Here is a 19,381-nt window from a genome sequence, read left to right on the forward strand (position 1 = left end):
GCAGATGCCTGGCTTTTGTTTTCAGATGACCAAATTCCCCGTTTTTCTTCTGGGTGCCGTACTGGCACTGCCATTGCACGCCAAGCCTTTGCAGACCACAGTGCTGCCGTTGGCGCCGGCGACCCAAGCTTATGTAAATTCACTGAGTCAGCTCTCGCTCTGCTATCCTGCGACGCTTCCTCCACCATACCTGATGGCCGAGGGGGGTCTGCTCAAGGATCGTCTCGCCCGGTTGCAGGAGCTGTTCCCGGTTCCCCTCGTGCTCAAAGAGTTGCCCGATTGGCAGATATTGCGCAACGGGCTCGCAGAGGGTGACTGCGACATCATTCCCTATGTCGGAACCCGCAAGAAGGCCGTGGAGGGCATGCGGTTAAGTCGTCCGATGATGGAGACCGATGCCGCCATCCTCTACAAGGGTGAAAATCTCAAACAGGCCCGCTTTCTGGTCTACTCGCTGGCAGACTCTGCCCGCCTGCTGCACGAGCTCTATCCACAGGCACGCATTATTTCCCTAAAAAGCGGAGAGAAGGTCTACGACGCGCTGCAGAGTGGCAAGGGTGATGCCTATCTGGGGGACTATCTGCAACTGCGCTATCTGATGCGCGAGTTTCCTGCCGATGGTTTGCGCCTGCGCCGCCTGTTTGGTGAGGATCGGATCATCAGCTATCGCTTGATGATGCGTGATCAGCCTGAGTTGGCCAATCTGGTGGACACCCTGATCCGTCATATGCCCGCCGGTACTATCTATACCGATCTGGCCCGTTATCTCGATCAGGGGTCGCTCTACGTCAACCAACCCCACTTCAGCGATACCGAGCAGGCCTGGTTATCCGGCCGCGGGCGCACCATTCGTCTTGTGGTCAATCCCGAGTTGATGCCCTATAGCGGTGTCAATGATCTGGGGGAGCCGAAAGGGTGGAGCGCGGATGTGCTGCGCTGGGTCACCCAGGAGACCGGCCTGAAATACAAGCTGGTACCTGCAGCCAGCAAGGCGGAGGCCGTAGAAAAGCTGCGCCTTGGTGAGGCGGATATGATGGCCGGCTTGCCGGAATCCCCGGCATTGACGGATCAGTTCATTTTCAGTCGGACGATCTCCACCAATCGGTTTGCCTTGATCAGCAAGCGCAAGTTGGCTGCCGATCGCATCACCCAGCTCAAGCGGCAGCGTATTCTGGTACCTGAATCCCTCTACGATCCCTCCTTGCTCGCCCTGCTTGGTGATCAGGAGTGGCTTCGCACCGACGGCCTCGAGCAGGGGTTAGCAGCGATCAAGCAAGGCAAGGCTGACGCCATGCTGAGCGAGCTATATCAGCTGCAATATCCCCAGCGTACCAACTTGCTGGAAGGGCTCGATATCGAGGAGCTGGAAGATCGTTTCGGCCTAGGCTTTGCCATCAACAAGAGTCAGACCGAGCTAGCCGGTGTGATGGACCGCAACCTGATGGCGCTGACCAGCACCCAGATCGACGAACTTAACCAGCGCTGGCGCCGCTTGCTCGTCGTGCAGCAACCCGGTGTGAGCTACGCCGCCTGGTTTGGCTCCATCGCCATGGCACTGCTGATCAGCGGTATTGTCATCGGCGGGATCTGGCGTTCCCGCCAGCAACTGGCAAGGGAAGTGGCCCAGCGTCACGCCGCCGAGAAGGCGCTGGCCATCGAGAGCGAGCTGCGGGAAACCATGTTTCAGGCGTTGCCGGTGCCCGTCTATCTGCGCAACAGCCAGGGCAAGGTGATCAAATCCAATAAACAGGGGCGACGTCTGGCCCTGCGCTACTCTCAGCAGTTGATGCTGCCGCCGGTTCAGCCGCAAAAGAGCGAAGGGGAGCTGGTGCTGGGGGAGCAGGTCTTCGCCTATGCCCAGCATCCGCTGCGGCTGGACAAGCAAGCACCTGCCACCGATCTCATCGCCCTGTCGGATATCAGTGTGCTGCGTGAGCAGGCCCGTTTTCTACGTCAGGCAGAGCGCCGCCTGCGTGCCCTGACCAATACAGTCCCCGGCGTGGTGCTGCAGTTTATGTTCGAGCGGGGACGGGTAGGGGCCATCGAGTTTATCAGCCGAGGCTGTTACGAGCTGCTGGGGCTGGCGAGCCAGCAGATCCGCCGTGAGCCCAAACGGGTGCTCATTATGCTTGAGCGCGAGGATCGCCGCCGGGTAAGCCGTGAGATGTTCGCCATGTTGCAGGCTGGCAAACCCTTCGCATTCACCCTGCGCTATCACCATCCGACCAAGGGTCTGCGCTGGTTGCAGCTCTATGGCCGTGGCCGCAGTCAACCGCATGGTTGGCGAATTTATGCGGTGATGCAGGATGCCACTGCCCGGGTCGAGCAGGATCAAGCATTGCAGCACTCCCATGAACAGGCGCAGCAGGCGGTGCAGGCCAAGGGCCGTTTCCTGGCGGCGATTAGCCACGAGATCCGTACACCGATGAACGCCATGCTCGGCTTGCTTGAGTGGCTGGCCAGCACCCCTTTGTCGAGAGAACAGGATTCGGCGCTGGCGCGGGTGCGTCAGGCGGGGGATGAGCTGCTCGGCCTGCTCAACGATGTACTCGACTTTAGTCGCAACGAAAACAGCAAACTCTCCCTCTCGCCCCAGCCCACCGATTTCGCCGAGCTGTGCGAGCACGTGGCGGCGGTGCACTGGAGCAAGGCCAGATCCAAACGGCTGCAATTACGATTGCGGCTTGACCCCGCCTTGCCAGCCTTGCTGACTCTCGATCCCCATCGGGTACGGCAAGTGCTCCACAATCTGCTCTCCAATGCCATCAAGTTCAGCCTGCGTGGGGAAGTGGTGCTGTGGGTCGAGGTAGTCGCATCGACCTTGCGCTTCGGGGTCGATGATGAAGGGCCGGGGATCACCGCCAAGATGCGTCCTACTCTCTTTATGCCATTCGAACAGTTTGCTGTTGAAGGGCAGTTGCGGGCGCCGGGCACCGGCCTTGGTCTGGCGATCTGCAAGCAGCTGCTCGAGCAGATGGGCGGGTTGATCGATGTCGAGGGACGCCCGGGCGGTGGTAGCCGCTTCTTCTGCGAGTTGCCGTTGCAACAGGTTCAGCAAGATATCGATTGGCAGCCAAGAGTACGCCAGTTATCCCTCTCACTGCCTCACGATGAGGTTTTGGGGGTCACGCCCTGGTTGTCCAGGCTCGGTATTCATGTTGCCAGTCGTGCGGTTGATCTGCTGCAGGCCGAGAGAGACGAGGATAGTCTGTATCACTGGTCATGGCAGGGGGAGTCCTGGGTGCCGGGCACCATGATCAGCCTGTTCCAGCCACGGATGACATCAGAGCAACCTGTGGGTGAGATGCAGCCCGGGCTTGGTATGCGGGTACTGCTGGTTGAGGATCACGATGTCAACCGGGAGCTGATCTGTATGCAACTGGGGCAACTCGGTGCAAGCGTAGTCAGTGCCGCCAACGGGCAGCTGGCGCTGGAGATGCTGGTGAAGCATCAGGTGGATCTTGTGTTGACAGACCTGCAGATGCCGGTGATGAACGGGGCCGAACTGTGCAGGCAATTGCGCCAATCCGCGCGTTGGGCCCGTCTTCCGGTCTATGTGATCACCGCAGATCTCAGTGAGCAAGCGGCAAGGGAGCTGCAATCCTGCGGTTGCGATGGCCATCTGGACAAGCCGGTCGCCCTCAAGGTGCTGGCGACCTTGCTGCGCCATATTGCCAAAGAGGGGAGCAATGCTGTCGCCCCGACACCGGTTGCCTCGTTGCTGACCGATGAACTGGCCGCCCTTTATCTGAAGGCTACCCGTGATGATTTGGCCGAACTTGAACGCTGCTGCACAGAAGAAGATGAAGTTGGCGTGAATGCTGCTTTACACAAGCTGAAGGGGGCCGCCAGAATGGTAGGAGCCACGGCGCTGGTGACGGTGATTGACGAGTGGCAACAAGCCCCCCATCCAGCTCTCCAGAGCAGTTTGAACCGGGCGTTGGATGAGTTCAGCCAGCATTTCTCGAAAAGGACCCAAGATGATCATTACTGATGAAGAACTGCTGGCGTTGCTCGACTCGGAAGAGCACGAGGCGGCAGATTTTTGCCCTGTCTTGCTGTATGCGCTTGATCGGGCCTCCCATGAGCTGGCAAATAGCACGACACTCCCCTCTTATGTCACTTTGCAGCGCACCCAACCGGACGCCTGCTGGCAGTGGGAAGGGTTGTTTGCGGCCGGTGCCATTGCCCTTTACGATCCTGCCGCTCACCAGCAGGCGGACTATTTCCCCGAGTTGCAGCATCATCAGGGAATTTATGCCATTGGTGAAGATTGGCTGGGAGGACTTGCCGCCAGTTACCGTGACTGGAACAACTGGCTGGCGGCCAAGCGGGTACTGCTGCTAGAAGATCACCCGTTTCAGGGGATGCAGTTACAGCAAGCTATCGCCGAACTGGGGCTCTCCTGCCAGTGGGTGCAGGATGAAACTGCCTGTCTTGCTGCGTTGGAGGCTGGCGACATCAGTCTGCTGGTGTGTGATCTCAGTCTGGTGGAGCAGGATGCCATCAGCCTGCTGATGAGCCAGCCGCAAATTCAGCGCAGCGGGTTGCCGATCATTCTCTTGTCGGCGCACGAGCAGACATTGATCGACGGTGCCCGCCGTCTGCTGCACGATGCCGGTTTCAATGTGCTGGCTGCACTGGCCAAGCCACTCGATGGCAACGAGTTGCTCAGGTTGCTGCGCGGACTCTATCTGGGGCCTCTGCGTCAGCAGCGCTTGAGCGGCCAGCGCCGCTCCATCCGCCGTTGGCAGGGGGAGGTGCAGGGTCAGCTAGGGCTGCTCTCCAGTCCCGCGACCCCTCATCCGGTCTGGCTGGCGGTGACCGGCTTGCCCAGCCGCTGGGAGGCACTTAAAGAGTGGTTGACGGATCAGTCACGTAGCCCCACAGAGCTGACATTATTGATCCATCGTCGGGATCACCTGTTGAGCAATGGAGAGCGGTTTGCGCTGGTACTGCAAGCGAGTCTGGCGGGGAGCAAGCTGGCGTTGCTACTCGATAACAGCCAGCATTTGCCATTCGATCTGCTGGAGCGTTTGCCGTTGAGCGCTTTGCTGCTGGGGCAGGCGCTTTTACCCGAAATAGAGTCATTGGCCATGGACTCCCTGCTGGGACGCTTTATGGCCAGGGTTCGGGAGCTGGGGATCGCCGTCTATCTGGATGATCCTTACAACCTGCTCGACGTCGAGGTGTGGCGAGAGCGCGGTATGACGGGGCGCTGGTAAGCCATGCCGCGCTACCTCTGCTGGCCCATGCACCGGGAGCGCCTTGGCAAAGGGCTGGAGGGCTGGCCCCATCCGGTTTCCCGGGCCGCGCTGCCACTGGCGATGCAGGTCTCCGAGGTGCCGTGTTTGCTGCGTGAGCTGCATGGGGTGGCGCCTGCCCGCATGCTGGCTGCTTACGATGCATTGAGTGAAGAGAGCATCTATCTGCGCTTTATGCGTCCGAAACGGACACCGCCACCGGAACAGGTGGCCCAATTTCTCAATTACCATCCCGAGCAACAGATCTCGCTGTTGCTGACCGATCTGGCTGGTGAGCCGCTGGCTCAGGCGCAATCAATCCGCCGTCGCCTTCATCCCGATCGGGCGGAGTTTTCTTGCATCGTGGCGGATCACTTTCAGCACAAGGGGGCGGGGCGACGGATTCTACTGGCGCTGGCACTGCTTGCCAGGGCGGACGGGATCCGGGAGTGGACGGCGGAAGTGCTGGCCCAGAACCGGCCCATGCTCACTTTGCTCAAGCGCCTTGGCTTGCCGCTGACCCTGGTAACCGGGCGGGAGATGGTCTTTGTCAGGCTGGATCTGTCGGTACTGGATGCCTGGTTGCCCGCACCGCCAGCGGCGCCGCTTAAGACCAAGGGCGAATAGTGACACTTTTTTCCCTGTGCTAAGGTCACATTTATTGTGCGGGGATAGACGGAGCAGCTTATGGCGCAGTCATATAAACATATCGTGATCCTGACCGGCGCGGGGATCTCTGCCGAATCCGGCATCAAGACTTTTCGTGCCTGCGACGGTTTGTGGGAAGAGCACAAGGTCGAGGACGTGGCGACCCCCGAGGGGTATGCCCGGGATCCCGAACTGGTGCTGCGCTTTTACAACTCCCGCCGCAAACAGCTGCAACAGCCCCAGGTTCATCCCAATCCGGCCCACTATGCGCTGGCCCGTCTCGAGCGGCTTTTGCCCGGCACGGTCACCCTGGTCACCCAGAACATCGACAATCTGCACGAGAGCGCGGGTAGCAAGAACCTTATCCATATGCACGGGGAGCTGCTCAAGGCCCGCTGCCCAGAGTCCGGTCAGGTGATCGAGTGGCGCGGTGATCTCCATCAGGACGAGCTCTGCTCCTGCTGCCAGTTCCCTCAGCCGATGCGCCCCCATGTGGTCTGGTTTGGCGAAATGCCGCTCGGGCTGGATCGCATCTACAGTGCGCTGGCCCAGTGCGATCTCTTTATCTCCATCGGCACCTCTGGCGCTGTCTATCCGGCGGCCGGGTTTGTCCATGAGGCGGGCCTCAACGGGGCGCACACCATCGAGCTCAATCTCGAGCCGAGCGAGGTAGGTAGCCAGTTTGACGAAAAACGCTATGGGCCGGCCTCCTTGCTGGTGCCCGCCTATGTCGATGAGTTGCTGGAGGCGTGCGGCATTCATCAACCGAGGCAAGTCGAGGGGCACAACTGGATGGAGATGCGCGGTCCCTGAGCTACTGTGCGACGGGACAGTTGCAATGGTTCGGTGAAATCGCCACACTGGCAACCATTTAAAAAATGGGACGCAGTTGGCGCAAATTACCATGACCGCAGTCAAGCAATGGATCGCTTTTTTTCTCCTGATGCTGGCCAGTGCCAGCGCATCGGCCTCCATCCCCCTGATGACTCTGGTACTGCCAGATGGCCAGCAGGTGACCCTCGATGAGTCGGCCATCTCTGCCTTGCCACAGACCGAATTCACTACGACTACCCCCTGGACTCAGGGCACCCACCACTATCGCGGGCCGACCTTGTCAGCCGTGCTGGCGGCGCAAGGGATCCCGGATGCTCGCAAGATCGCCATTTCGGCCCTCAACGGCTATCAGCAGGTGGTGGATCTGGCCCTGTTCGACGGCGTGCCGCTGACATTGGTGCGTCAGGAGGACGGCAAACCGCTGACCCGGCGCAACAAGGGGCCGCTCTGGCTGCTCATCCCGTTCACCACCTATCCCAAGCTGGACGTCCCTGCCATTCACAACTGCATGGTGTGGCAGGTGACCCGCATCGAGATCGTCGATTGATGGGGCTATCCCGCCAAAATCTGCTGTTGGTTGCGGTGTCGCTGCTGTTTCTGCTCTCGTCCGGCAGCAGCCTCTATCTGCAGTATCGGCAGGAGCAGCTGGTCGATACCTTCTACCGCAATGTCCACTGGAACATCAGCCAGGTGATGCTCGAATCCCAGCGTTTCCTCTACGATCTGCAGCTCTATCGGGCTGGCAGACTGTCGATGGAGACCCTGAGCCTCGATTACGATCTGCTGTGGAACCGGCTCGACATCTTCCTCATCAGCAGTGAAACCGCCGAGATGCGCCAGCGGCACGGGCTCGGCAAGGTGCTGGCTACCCTGTTCGAGCAGATCAAGCAGCTCGAACCCCAGATGGAGGCCGGTGCGCTGCGCGAGGGGGTTGAGCTTGCCCGCTTGCAGGAGGCGATCGCCAGCCAGACCCGTCTCATCGAACAGATAGGGGATCAGATCCTCTCCGGCCAGGAGCGGGAGCATTCGGTCAGCCAGATCCGCAACAGCCTGTTCTGGCTGCAGATCTGGCAACTGATCCTGTTGCTGACCGGTGGCGCTCTGGTCGCAGCCCTCATTCGCGCCAATCTGGCGAACCGTCGGCTTGCCCTGCTCGATCCCCTGACCCAGCTTGGCAACCGCCGTGCCCTGCAGGAGCAGCTCTCTCGCGCTCTGCATGCTGATGATGTGAGCGCTTTGGTGGTGCTCGATCTCAAGCGCTTCAAGCAGGTCAATGATCTGCTGGGTTATCAGGTCGGTGATCGGCTGTTGCAGATGGTGGCCAACAAGCTGCAGCAGGCCCATGGCAGCCACGCTTACCGGCTCGGCGGAGATGAATTTGCCGTGGTGTTGACCAAAGCGGATGATGCGCTGGAAACCGCCATTCATGAGCTGGTGGATCAGCTCCATTTCGAGTTCGTGACCCGGGAGTGCAGCTTCGATCTGGCCTGTCGGCTCGGGGTCGCCAAGGCGCAGCAACAGGATGCCGCCCGGCTGCTGGATCAGGCGATCCTGGCCCTTAACCAGGCCAAGCGTAGCCAGGAGGGGGCGATCAGCTGGTTTGAGCCTGCCATGCTGCAGCAGTTGCAGTTGAGTCAGCAGCAGCTTCATCAGCTGCGAGAGTGGCTGGCGGGGCGCGAGCCTGCACCGCTGCGAGTGGCATTGCAGGCGCTGACGGACGGACAGGGCAACGACATGTGGCAATTGGCGCTTGAATGGGGTGAGCAGGGAGTGCCCTGCCACATGCGCTGGCTGCAGGAGTGCGGCGTGCTGGGGCCCGTGTTGGCCCGTGTGCTGCAAGCGCACGAGGCGCAGTATGCCGATGGTCGGGCACTGCTGGTCCCGCTCGACAACCAGGCCCAGCTGACCCATTTACTGGCCTATCTGCCGGAGGCTTCCCGTACGCCGCTGGTGTTGCTGGTGCCGATGCTGCAGCAGGATGGTGCCTTGCTGGCGGGATTGCGGCAACAGGGTTGCACCCTGGCGCTAAGAGAGATTGGTAGTACCACCGCGGCGCAGCTGGCAGCAGGCTGGCCCGTTCGCTACTGGCTGCCGCAGGGTGATGAAGATGGCGAGCTGTTGCAGCCTCTGGCCAGACGATTGGGGCTGGTGCCACTGCAAGTGCTGGCGGCCAGGGAGACAAGGTCGCTGGCCTGAAGGCAAAAAGCGGTATTGCACCGGTAAGAGACAGAATGAAACAAGGCGACCTCGGGGTCGCCTTGTTTCGTTTATTGCCCCTGAACGTCAGGTGCGAGGGGTGCAGGATTGCCTGATCACCAGGTCTGGGTCGACGGTGATCAGGTGGTCAGCCACAGCTTCGCCGTTGATCCGCGCCAGCAGGCGGGTGACGGCGAGGCGTCCCAGCTCCTCTTTGGGCTGGTTGACGGTAGTGAGTGGCGGCGACATAAATTCGGCCAGCGCCACATTGTCGTAGCCGACGATGGAGAGGTCGCGCGGGATCACCAGCCCCGCCTGATGGGCGGCACTGATGGCCCCCATCGCCATCATGTCGTTGCAGACAAAGAGGGCGGTGGGACGCTCGGGCAATGCCAGCAGACGAGTCATCGCCTGATGGCCGCTGGCGCAGTCAAAATCACCCTCCTGGATCCACTCCTGATTGACGATGAGACCCGCCTCCTGCAACGCCTGCTCGAAGCCAGCTTGGCGCTGGTTGGCGGGGGCGCGGCTGTGGGGGCCTGTGATGCAGCCGATGGCGGTATGGCCCAGCTCAATCAGATGGCGGGTTGCGAGATAACCGCCGTGGAAGGAGTTGTCGGCGATAAGATCCACATCCTCGCTAACCAGCCCCCAATCCATCACCACCACCGGCAGGCTCTTGAGCCAGTCGAGCTGGTTGAAGACCTCTTGCTGTCCTTCGCTACACATGATCAGCAGGCCATCGACCCGCTTGCGCAGCATCATCTTGAGGTAGGAGAGGGCCGTCTCGGTTTGCCCCTCGGTGTTGCCCAGCATCAGGTTGTAGCCCTGCTCGAAGCAGTAACGCTCCACCCCGCGCACCACTTCGGCAAAGAAGGGGTTGCTGGAGGTGGTGACCAGCATGCCGATACTGTTGGTTTCCTTCACCTTGAGGCTGCGGGCCACCAGACTCGGGGCATAGTTGAGATCGCGCATGGCGGCGAAGACCCGCTCGCGGGTCTCCTCGGCCACGAAACGGGTTTCGTTGATGACGTGGGAGACGGTGGTGGTGGAGACCCCCGCTAGCGCCGCCACCTCCTTGATATTGGCCATCAGTGCCCCTGCGCTGTCTGCTCAAGCAGGAAGGTGTCGACCTCCTGCTTGCTCGGGATGGAGCTCTGGGCGCCGAACCGGGTGACGGAGAGTGCCGCCGCCCCGTGGGCAAAGCGCACCGCGCTGTGGAAATCGGCACCGGCCAGTTCCGCCGCCAGCAGGGCGCCGTTGAAGGTATCGCCTGCGGCAGTGGTATCCACCGCCTTGACCCGAAAGCCCGGGACCAGCTGTTGCTGCTGTGCGTTGCTGCAATAGACCCCCTGCGACCCCAGGGTGATCATCACATCCGCAATACCCATCTGGTGGAAGCGGGTTGCCGCCTCTCGGGCGCTCGCTTCATCGGTGACTTTGACGCCGGTCAGCAGCTCGGCCTCGGTCTGGTTGGGGGTGATAAGGTCGACCAGTGCCAGCAGTTCGCTTGAGAGCGGGCGGGCAGGGGCGGGGTTGAGCACTACCCGGGTGCCGTGGGCGCGAGCCAGCCGTGCAGCTTCATGGACGCTCTCGAGCGGTACTTCCAGCTGCAACAACAGGGTGTGGGCGTCGGCGATCATCGCTTCATGGTTTTTCACCACGGCAGGGGTGATGGCACCGTTCGCCTCGGCGGAGATACCTATGCTGTTCTCCCCCTCATCGCTCACATAGATGATGGCGATACCGGTCGGGAGCTTGGGATCGAGCTCGACGGCGCTGACGTCGATGCCGTCTTTGGCAAAACCGCTCTTCATCTGGTGGCCGATGGCGTCATCACCGATGCGGGCGATAAAGGAGACGGGGGCGCCAAGGCGTGCGGCAGCAACCGCCTGATTGGCCCCCTTGCCACCGGGCACCACCTGATAGCTGTGACCGGTCAGGGTTTCACCCGGGCGAGGAAAGTGGGGAACGCGCAGCACATGGTCTGCATTGACACTGCCCAGAACGACGAGACGATTCATGTTGACTACTCCTGATGCATCTTGGCTTGAACACTGTGATGGCGTGAGCCCAAGCCGGGAGGCACCTGAACGAGAGGGAAAAGGGGAGGCGAACCTCCCCTCGAGAACTTACTTGCTAACTACTTGCAGCGGTACCGGAATGGATTTCTCTACCGGCTGACCTTTCAGCACCTTGTCGGCAGTCTCGACGCCGATGGCACCGATCAGCGCAGGCTGCTGGGCCACGGTGGCGGCCAGTTTACCCTTGGCAACGGCGGCTTTGCCATCGTCAGTGCCGTCGAAGCCGACGATCATCACTTCTTTACCGGCAGCCTGCACCGCGCGGATGGCACCCAGCGCCATCTCGTCGTTCTGGGCGAACACTGCCTGTACGGTCGGATGGGCGGCCAGCAGGTTTTCCATGACGTTCAGACCCTTGGTGCGGTCAAAGTCGGCAGGCTGGGAAGCCAGCACCTGCAGCTTGTTGGCCGCCACGGCCAGGGCAAAACCTTCGCCACGGTCGCGGGCGGCGGAGGTACCGGCAATCCCTTCCAGCTGGATCACCTTGGCGCCAGTACCCAGTTTCTCGGTGATAAAGTCACCGGCCAGCTTGCCGCCTGCCACGTTGTCGGAGGCGATATGGGCCTTGACCTCACCCTGCGCGGCGCCGCGGTCCAGGGTCAGTACCGGAATGCTGGCGCGGTTGGCCAGACGAATGGCGTTACCGACCGCTTCGGAATCGGTGGGGTTGATCAGGATGGCGCCGACCTTGCGTACGGTGAGATCTTCCATGTTGGAGAGCTCTTTGGCCGGGTCATTCTGGGAATCCAGTACCACCAGCTCGTAGCCAAGCTCTTTGGCTTTGGCTTCGGCCCCCTCTTTCATGGTGACGAAGAAGGGGTTGTTGAGGGTGGAGACCACCATGGCCAGGGTTTGATCGGCGGCCTGGGCAGTGCCCAGCACGGACATGATGGCGGCAGCGAGCAGGGTATTGAGCTTTTTCATCATTTCATTCCTTGTGTGTGGCTTGTCTTATCAACGATTGCTTTTGTTATCGATCATCACGGCAAGCAAGATCACGCTGGCCTTGGCGATCATCTGGTAATAGGAGGATACGTCGAGCAGGTTGAGGGCGTTATTCAGGAAGCCGATGATCAAGGCACCTATCAGGGTACCCATGATGCGGCCCTTGCCGCCCATCAGGCTGGTACCACCCAGCACCACCGCGGCGATGGCATCCAGCTCGTAACCCATGCCCGCCGTCGGCTGGGCAGAGGAGAGGCGAGAGGTAACGATAAGCCCTGCCAGTGCCGAGAGCGCGCCGCACAGACCATACACCGCCAGCTTCACCCGATCCACATTGATACCGGAGAGGCGGGTAGCCGATTCGTTGCCACCCAGCGCGTAGATGTAGCGACCGAGACGGGTGTGGTTGAGCATGAACCAGGCGAGCAGGAAGACGATGGCCATCAGCCAGATGGGCACTGGCAGACCGAACAGGTAACCGGTACCGAGCCAGGCGAAGTGATCGGCGCCGTCACTGAAACCGGTGGAGATGGGGCGCCCCTCGGTATAGACCATGGTGATACCGCGCAGAGCGGTCATGGTGACCAGGGTGGCGATAAATGCCTGCACCTTGCCCTTGGCAATGATGAGACCGCTGACGCCGCCTAGCAGGGCTCCGGCACCCAGAGTGAGGGGCACCACCAGCCAGATGGGCAACTCCATGGCGACCATGGTGGCAGCCAGCGCGCCGCACAGGGCCAGCACAGAGCCGACCGACAGATCGATACCGGCGGTGAGGATAACCAGCGTCATGCCGACCGCCATGATGGCGTTGACCGAGGTTTGGCGCAGGATGTTGAGCAGGTTGTCGGCGGTGAAGAAGTTGGGGCTCAGAAAGGAGACCACACCAATCAGCACCAGCAGCGCGACCAGGGATTTATTCTCGATCCACCACGCCTTGCTCATGACGCCACGGCGGGAAAGGGTTTGGGTTGTCATTGGGATGCCTCTTGCTCTGCTTGCCACTGTTTACCGACTGCCGCCGCCATCAGCTTCTCCTGATTGGCATCGCGGGTGTTGAACTCTGCGCTGATGCGCCCTTCGTGCATCACCATGATGCGATCACTCATGCCGAGCACTTCCGGCATCTCGGAGGAGACCAGAATGATGCTCATCCCCTCCTTCTTGAACTGGTTGATCAGCTGATAAATTTCCTTTTTCGCCCCCACGTCGACGCCGCGGGTCGGCTCGTCGAGGATCAGCACCTTGGGCCGGGTCAGCAGCCCCTTGGCGATGGCCACCTTCTGCTGGTTGCCGCCGGAGAGCAGCTTGATCAGCTGATCCTGACTCGGGGTCTTGATGTTGAACAGGCGCACATAGTCGCTCACCGCCTGCCGTTCGGCCTTGCCGTCAATCTTGCCGTTGCTGATGAACTCGTCGAGGGCGCACAGACTCATGTTTTCGCGCACCGACAGCTCCAGCACCAGGCCATCTCCTTTTCGATCTTCGGAGATATAGGCGATGCCTGCGGCCAGACCATCGGCCGGGCTTTTGGGCACCAGAGCATGACCGTCAACTTGCACTTCACCGGCGCTGATGGGGCTGGCGCCGTAGATCAGCTTCATCAGCTCGGTACGGCCGGAGCCCATCAGGCCGCTAAAGCCCAGAATTTCCCCCTGACGCAGGGAGAAGCTCACCCCGCGCACACCGGGACCAGCCAGATCTTTCACCTGCAGGCTGACGGGGCCAAGCTCGCGCTCAAGACGCGGATACTGCTCTTCCAGCCGGCGACCCACCATCATCTCGATGATCTTGTCTTCATCCAGATCGCTTACCGCCTTCTCGCCGATCCACTTGCCATCACGCAGCACAGTGACCCGATCGCAGATCTCGAAGATCTCCTTGAGGCGGTGGGAGATATAGACAATGCCGCAACCCTGCTCACGCAGCTCGCGGATAACCTTGAACAGCTGCTCGGTCTCGGTATCGGTCAGCGCATCGGTCGGTTCATCCATGATGATGACGCTGGCATCGAACGACAGCGCCTTGGCGATCTCCACCATCTGCTGTTCGCCGATGGAGAGATCTCCGAGTCGGGTATCCGGCCCATGCTTGACGCCAAGTCGAGCCAACAAGCCGCTCGCCCGTTCGCGCAACTGTTTGTGGTCGATGCTGCCAAAACGGGTGCGCGGTTCGCGACCGAGGAAGATGTTGGCGGCAATCGACAACTCCGGCAGCAGGTTCAGCTCCTGATGGATGATGCTGATCCCCTGATCCTGAGAGTCGCGGGGGCCCTTGAAGTGAACCGGTTGACCGCGATAGCTGACGCTGCCCGCATCGGCCTGATAGATGCCGGTCAGCACCTTCATCAGGGTGGATTTGCCGGCGCCATTTTCACCGAGCAGGGCCATCACCTGGCCCGGATAGACCCGCAGACCCGCTTCGTCGAGGGCGCGTACACCGGGGAAGGTCTTGACGATCCCGGTCAGCTCCAGAATGGGTGAGAGGGGGGAGGTTGTGCTCATTTGCAGCTTCCTTGAAGAGGCCTTCTTTGAAGAATGTCAGAACGCCACACCGGCGCAGAGGATCAGGTTGGCGTAGGGAGTCACCTCGCCGCTGCGCACGATCGCCTTGCTCTGGCGGGAGCGGGTTTTGAACTCCTCGTGCAGGCAGTATTCGATGGCGATGGGTTTGCCCTGGGCGGCTGCGTGGGCCTCAAGCTGATCGACCAGTGCCTGATGGGCGGCGGGGCTGATCTGCTTGATCTCGCTCGCCATGATCACCTTCTCCACCACCAGATCGGTGAGCAGGGCGGTCAGTACGGTTGCAAGGCTGGGCGTCCCCGCCATCAGCGCCAGATCGATCCGCTCCGGACCTGCCGGAATGGGCAAGCCTGCATCGCAGACGGTGATCTCGTCGGTGTGGCCCATCTGTGCTACCAGAGCACTCAGGGGAGCATTGAGCAGTACGCCTCGTTTCATACAGCACCTCATCAGGCCTTGGCCCGTCAATCTGTGAACCGCTAGGCAACCGGTTACGCAACCGGTTGCGTCATGGCGCAAAGATAGGCTTTTTACCGGGGAAGGGCCACGGCAAAACCACGGAAATGTGAAAACGATCTCAAAGGCGGGAGAAGAAGTGCAGGGGAGGAGGCCGGAAGGGTGTCAGCAGAGCCCTGACACCCTTGTTATTCATCGAGCTATTGATTTTATGGTTAGTTGGCCAGTGCCTTAGCGACCGCCGGACGGCTCAGCATGCGCTGATAATGATCGGCAACCTTGGGGAATTCACTGATCTCGACCCCATCGCTTTTCAGCCAGCCCGCGACCACGAACAGATAGATATCCGCCACGCTGAACTGCTCGCCCAGCACCCAGGGGCCTGCCAGATAGTGCTGCTCAATCTGGGCAAAGCCATCGCGCATATTGCTCGCGACTTTCTGCTGCATGGCGGCAATGGCCTGCTCGTCATCGGCCCAGCGGCTGCCACGGCGACCGTGGGCGTGGGAGACATGCACGGTGGAGGCGAGGAAGCTGTTGACCTCCTGCATGCGGGCCAGCAGGAACGGGTTGTCCAGCGGCGCCAGCTTGGCATCGGGGAAGCGCTGCGCCACATAGAGCAGCAGGGCCGGGGTCTCGGTCAGGGTGCCCTGCTCGGTGACAAGGGCAGGCACCCGCCCTTTGGGGTTGATGGCAAGATACGCAGGATCACGCTGCTCCCCTGCGGCGAGGTTGACGAGACGGGGTTGGAACGGGGCATTCGCTTCCAGCAGGGCAATCTGCACGGCCATGGCACAGGTGCCGGGAGCGAAATAGAGGGTCAGATCGGACATGAATACTCCTGATTGGCTCAGGCCACCCGCAATATCGGCGAAAGATTGTTTCGCGTAACACCACGGAGGGTCATGAAAAAAGAGAGGGGCAACGCTTGCCCCCACAACCAATCTACACCCCTAAGGGGCGATGAAAAAGCGCAGAATTAATCGGCTTTGGCAGCCTTGTTGGTTAAAGGCTGGGGGATAGTTGTTACCTTGATTGATGTTATCCTAACGTTGTAATATGTCCGTTGTTCGCTTTTTTATTTTTGAACATCCGAAATTACTTTTTCATAGGCTTTAGGTATAAGAGCGCCATTCGTTAATGTGAGCATTATCTTGCTTACAATTGAGTATTTTAACTCACCATCCTTACCTTTTTTACAATGGGCCCTCAAACCTGGGTATTTATTCTTAACGATTGTTTCTAAATCATGCCCATTCATCGTCAAGTATTCAGTGTCAGTGAATAGTATTTTTCCTGATACATATGACAGCTGAGAATCCTTTTTATTTTCTCTTTCTAAAACGCTATAGATAAAACGATCAACCAATTCCTGAAGAATTTCATCATTATTTAGGCAATCTTGCCAATTAATGTTCCGACCACAAAAGTCAACCATCTTGTACAAGTCTGGATTGCATGTGTTTAATAGAAAAACTATACATATTGGGTCTAAAGTTATATTCTCGATAGAGTATGCATAATTTTGTGCTAGTACAGCTACACGGTGTGATGGACGATTTTTCAAGTCCCAGTCTATTATCCCTCTAACAGTTTCGTGCTCGTTTTGTTCCAACGATTCAACTTGACCAACAACTTGGGCACAGTTACCTATACCATTTATTGCCTCAATAAATTCTTTCAGAATTACACTGTCATTTATATTAAGTATTTTCTTGCTTTCTCAATTATTTGTTGTTCTGGCATTTTAGGTCCAGAGCTTACGAAATTGAGAGATATTTTTGAATCGACTAATTCAGAATTGTGTACGAGCTTTGAAAAAATAGCTTGGTATACATCTGCATCATATTGACTTTCAACATAGACTTGTCTGCGATTTTCTGGATTTATTGAAATTTGAGTAATGCCATCCAGAAGTTCAGCTATACCTTCATCCTTGGTAATGGAGATAACGTTATTACTACAAACCATGAAGGTACTATTTTCTGGGGAAAGAGCGACGGTTGTTGGAGAATGGGTGGTAATTATGATTTTGACAGAAAAATTTTCAGAAAATACTTTTAATACATTGTACATTTTAACAACCATTTTAGGGTGTAAAAATGCATCAGGTTCATCTAACAACAATAATTTAGGAGCTGTAATTGCAGAAGGATCATAATATTGGCTATTAAATAGTGTTAGTGCCAACCATAGAAGGGTTTTTCGCCAGATGACAAAACATCGGTTGTTACATTTTGACCAGTATCGTTTTGAATTAGAGTCGCATTATATGTATAGCTATGAGACTTTTCATCTGGAATGGAGAAATAAAATTTCCCATCAAATGTTGAGTTAATTATATCGTTTATTACAATCCAAGGTTCATTGCCAAATTTTTGAAAAAAACTGCTCATCTGTTAAGTAGGCGACTTCTTCTCGTTCTTGTTGCGCAAGATAACGATAGTATTTATTTAAACGCTTCCGTTGTATGTAATGATTACAGATTAAAGATAGGTTTTGGAATCCAAGTATGCTGTGGAGATGATCCTCAAAGTAAATTTTAATTTCATCATGTGTTAGTTCGCTGGCTTTCTTACCTAATTGACGCGAAATTGAATTGCAGAGTTTATAAAGCGATTCGTAAGGTATGCCTCCTTCCTGCATTCTGCTATAGCTTCTCACACTATCTTGAGAAAAAGGATTGTCTAATTGATCCTTGATGCGATCATACATTTGGAGAGTTGATGTTATTTTTGTTTGAAATTGAGAATCACTATATGCTCCGCCAAAATTCGGGGTTAAATTGGCTTGTCCTACTAGTATTATGTCTTGAGGGGATAGTTTTTCTCCATTGATTTCTGTAAGTGACATGTTCTTTTGAATGCTTTCCAAAAAGCGTGTTTTACCACATCCGTTCTTACCTGTTAGAACAACAATATCACTATGAAAAGCAACGGGTTCTGAAAGAATAAACCCATTGTGTTCATTTTGACCGACTAGATTAAGTGGCACAACAATCTCCTTGGAAAATTAACAGTGACTAGATGGATGGCGGTATAAATTTGATAATAGATTCTTCCGTATAACGCCGTTTTCTACGTGTAACCGCTATGTGAAAATCATTTCTAAATCATGGTATTACCATTCTATTCCCACTGTCGAGGCGAATTTTATGTATAAGCCATCAGGCCAGCTTGATGTGCGTTTAGTACAAGGTGCGCTATATGTCCGATCTGTGTACAGTCGTGATGCCGCTCGCAGACCCGAAAGACGAAAAAGGGGGCAATTGCCCCCTTTATCCATTAAGCCCATAAGGGCCGATTAACCGCCGACTTAACCCGCCTTGGCCACCATGGCTTTCAGCTGCAGGAAGTACTGCTCGTAGAGGCGGGAGGCATCACCCACATCAGACTGGAACTCCCCCTTGCGCTTGATCTCGTCGCTCGGGAAGACCATGGGGTTGTTGCGAAACGCCGGGGTGAGCAGGGGAATGGCATCCTTGACCGGGGTGGGGTAGCCAATCGCCTCGGCCACTTTGGCGGCCACATCGGGGCGCATCAGGAAGTTGATCAGGGCGTGGGCCTCTTTCACATGCTTGGCCTTGGCCGGGATGGCGAGGTTGTCCATCCAGAGTACCGCCCCCTCTTCGGGATAAGTCATCTGGATGGAGGGGTATTCGCGCTGGGCGCCGTAGGCCGAGCCGTTCCATAGCATGCCGATATTGACCTCACCGGCGATAAAGGGGTCGGCCGGGTTGTCGGAGTTGAACGCCTTGACGTTGGGCATCAGCTTTTTCAGGTATTCGAACGCTTCGGCAATTTGCGCCTTGTCTTGGGTGTTGGGGCTGTAGCCCAGCTGCACCAGCGCGATATGGAACACCTCGCGGGCATCGTCCATCAGCAGCAGGCTCTCTTTCCACTCCGGTGCCCAGAGTTGCTTCCAGCTGGTAACCGGCTGCTCGATGATGTCGGTGTTGGTGCCGATGCCGGTTGCGCCCCAGATATAGGGGATGGAGTAGCGGTTGTCCGGGTCGTACTCGTGGTTGAGCAGGGTCGGGTCGAGGTGCTTGAAGTTGGGCAGCTGGGCGCGCTCCAGCGGCTGCAGCATTCCCTCTTTGGCCATTTTCGAGATGAAGTAGGTGCTGGGCACCACCACGTCATAGCCGTCGCCATGGGTTTTCAGCTTGGCGTAGAGGGTCTCGTTGGATTCGTAGGTGGAGTAGATCACCTTGATGCCGGTCTCTTGCTGGAACTGCTCCAGCAGGCCGTCCGGCACATATTCCGACCAGTTGTAGAAGTAGACCACCTTGTCATCGGCCGCGTGAGCGCTCTGGCTCAGCAGCGGGGTGGTGAGGGTGAGGGCGGCTGCCAGCAGGGCGCCGGCCTTGTGTTGGATTGTCATCAACAACTCCTTGGGGTTATGGGGCCTTGCGGCCCACCGTGACAGAGTTCGCCAAAGATGGCGGGGACGA

General features: G+C 57.9%; 17 protein-coding genes. 6 read left to right on the forward strand and 11 right to left on the reverse strand.

Annotation, left to right across the window (positions count from 1 at the left end; all coding sequences use genetic code 11):
* The first annotated feature begins 4 nt into the window (after positions 1-4).
* The 6 genes from G5380_RS02395 to G5380_RS02420 all read left to right on the forward strand — a co-directional run bounded on the left by G5380_RS02395 (position 5) and on the right by G5380_RS02420 (position 8,921).
* On the forward strand, positions 5-3,994 hold the full coding sequence (locus G5380_RS02395; protein ID WP_421352320.1) for an ATP-binding protein: 3,990 nt from the start codon (positions 5-7) through the stop codon (positions 3,992-3,994).
* Positions 3,981-5,225 carry a response regulator gene (locus G5380_RS02400; RefSeq protein ID WP_421172925.1) on the forward strand — a complete coding sequence of 415 codons (1,245 nt, stop codon included), beginning with the start codon at positions 3,981-3,983 and terminating at the stop codon, positions 5,223-5,225. Before G5380_RS02395 ends, G5380_RS02400 begins: the two co-directional genes overlap by 14 nt.
* Before the next feature lie 3 nt (positions 5,226-5,228).
* Positions 5,229-5,870: a GNAT family N-acetyltransferase gene (locus tag G5380_RS02405; protein ID WP_267529324.1), complete on the forward strand. Its 642-nt coding sequence runs from the start codon at positions 5,229-5,231 to the stop codon at positions 5,868-5,870.
* Positions 5,871-5,930: 60 nt separating this feature from the next.
* Complete coding sequence (gene cobB / locus G5380_RS02410; protein WP_005351956.1) at positions 5,931-6,704, forward strand: Sir2 family NAD+-dependent deacetylase; 774 nt, start codon at positions 5,931-5,933, stop codon at positions 6,702-6,704.
* Between the two features lie 91 nt (positions 6,705-6,795).
* The gene (locus tag G5380_RS02415) at positions 6,796-7,272 is read left to right on the forward strand and encodes a hypothetical protein (RefSeq protein ID WP_164536855.1); all 477 of its coding nucleotides are present in this window, start codon (positions 6,796-6,798) and stop codon (positions 7,270-7,272) included.
* On the forward strand, positions 7,272-8,921 hold the full coding sequence (locus G5380_RS02420) for a diguanylate cyclase domain-containing protein (RefSeq protein WP_421352321.1): 1,650 nt from the start codon (positions 7,272-7,274) through the stop codon (positions 8,919-8,921). Before G5380_RS02415 ends, G5380_RS02420 begins: the two co-directional genes overlap by 1 nt.
* Positions 8,922-9,008: 87 nt before the next feature.
* Here the strand turns inward: G5380_RS02420 and G5380_RS02425 are convergent, their stop codons facing one another.
* From G5380_RS02425 to G5380_RS02475, 11 genes are all read right to left on the reverse strand, one after another.
* A complete protein-coding gene (locus tag G5380_RS02425) occupies positions 9,009-10,013 on the reverse strand; it encodes a substrate-binding domain-containing protein (RefSeq protein WP_421352322.1) in 1,005 nt (334 codons plus the stop codon).
* Positions 10,013-10,945, reverse strand: a complete 933-nt coding sequence (gene rbsK, locus G5380_RS02430) for a ribokinase (RefSeq protein ID WP_421310254.1) — start codon at positions 10,943-10,945, stop codon at positions 10,013-10,015. The genes G5380_RS02425 and rbsK overlap by 1 nt, the downstream gene beginning before the upstream one ends.
* 108 nt (positions 10,946-11,053) lie before the next feature.
* Positions 11,054-11,929, reverse strand: coding sequence for a ribose ABC transporter substrate-binding protein RbsB (gene rbsB, locus G5380_RS02435; RefSeq protein ID WP_005360585.1), 876 nt, complete (start codon positions 11,927-11,929; stop codon positions 11,054-11,056).
* A 30-nt stretch (positions 11,930-11,959) separates the two neighbouring features.
* The gene (gene rbsC / locus G5380_RS02440) at positions 11,960-12,928 is read right to left on the reverse strand and encodes a ribose ABC transporter permease (protein ID WP_005336670.1); all 969 of its coding nucleotides are present in this window, start codon (positions 12,926-12,928) and stop codon (positions 11,960-11,962) included.
* Complete coding sequence (rbsA, locus tag G5380_RS02445; RefSeq protein WP_139730691.1) at positions 12,925-14,454, reverse strand: ribose ABC transporter ATP-binding protein RbsA; 1,530 nt, start codon at positions 14,452-14,454, stop codon at positions 12,925-12,927. Before rbsA ends, rbsC begins: the two co-directional genes overlap by 4 nt.
* Positions 14,455-14,490: 36 nt before the next feature.
* Positions 14,491-14,910, reverse strand: a complete 420-nt coding sequence (gene rbsD, locus G5380_RS02450; protein ID WP_021230086.1) for a D-ribose pyranase — start codon at positions 14,908-14,910, stop codon at positions 14,491-14,493.
* A 233-nt stretch (positions 14,911-15,143) separates the two neighbouring features.
* Positions 15,144-15,761, reverse strand: coding sequence for a glutathione S-transferase family protein (locus G5380_RS02455; RefSeq protein WP_042061676.1), 618 nt, complete (start codon positions 15,759-15,761; stop codon positions 15,144-15,146).
* A 245-nt stretch (positions 15,762-16,006) separates the two neighbouring features.
* Positions 16,007-16,543 carry a hypothetical protein gene (locus G5380_RS02460; RefSeq protein ID WP_421352323.1) on the reverse strand — a complete coding sequence of 179 codons (537 nt, stop codon included), beginning with the start codon at positions 16,541-16,543 and terminating at the stop codon, positions 16,007-16,009.
* Between the two features lie 83 nt (positions 16,544-16,626).
* Positions 16,627-17,118, reverse strand: coding sequence for an AAA family ATPase (locus G5380_RS02465; RefSeq protein WP_421310251.1), 492 nt, complete (start codon positions 17,116-17,118; stop codon positions 16,627-16,629).
* A gap of 174 nt (positions 17,119-17,292) precedes the next feature.
* Complete coding sequence (locus G5380_RS02470) at positions 17,293-17,922, reverse strand: hypothetical protein (RefSeq protein WP_421310249.1); 630 nt, start codon at positions 17,920-17,922, stop codon at positions 17,293-17,295.
* A 321-nt stretch (positions 17,923-18,243) separates the two neighbouring features.
* Positions 18,244-19,311: an extracellular solute-binding protein gene (locus G5380_RS02475; RefSeq protein ID WP_421352324.1), complete on the reverse strand. Its 1,068-nt coding sequence runs from the start codon at positions 19,309-19,311 to the stop codon at positions 18,244-18,246.
* Positions 19,312-19,381: the final 70 nt, after the last annotated feature.

The organism is Aeromonas sp. 604443 (assembly GCF_049170315.1).
Classification (GTDB): domain Bacteria; phylum Pseudomonadota; class Gammaproteobacteria; order Enterobacterales; family Aeromonadaceae; genus Aeromonas; species Aeromonas veronii_A.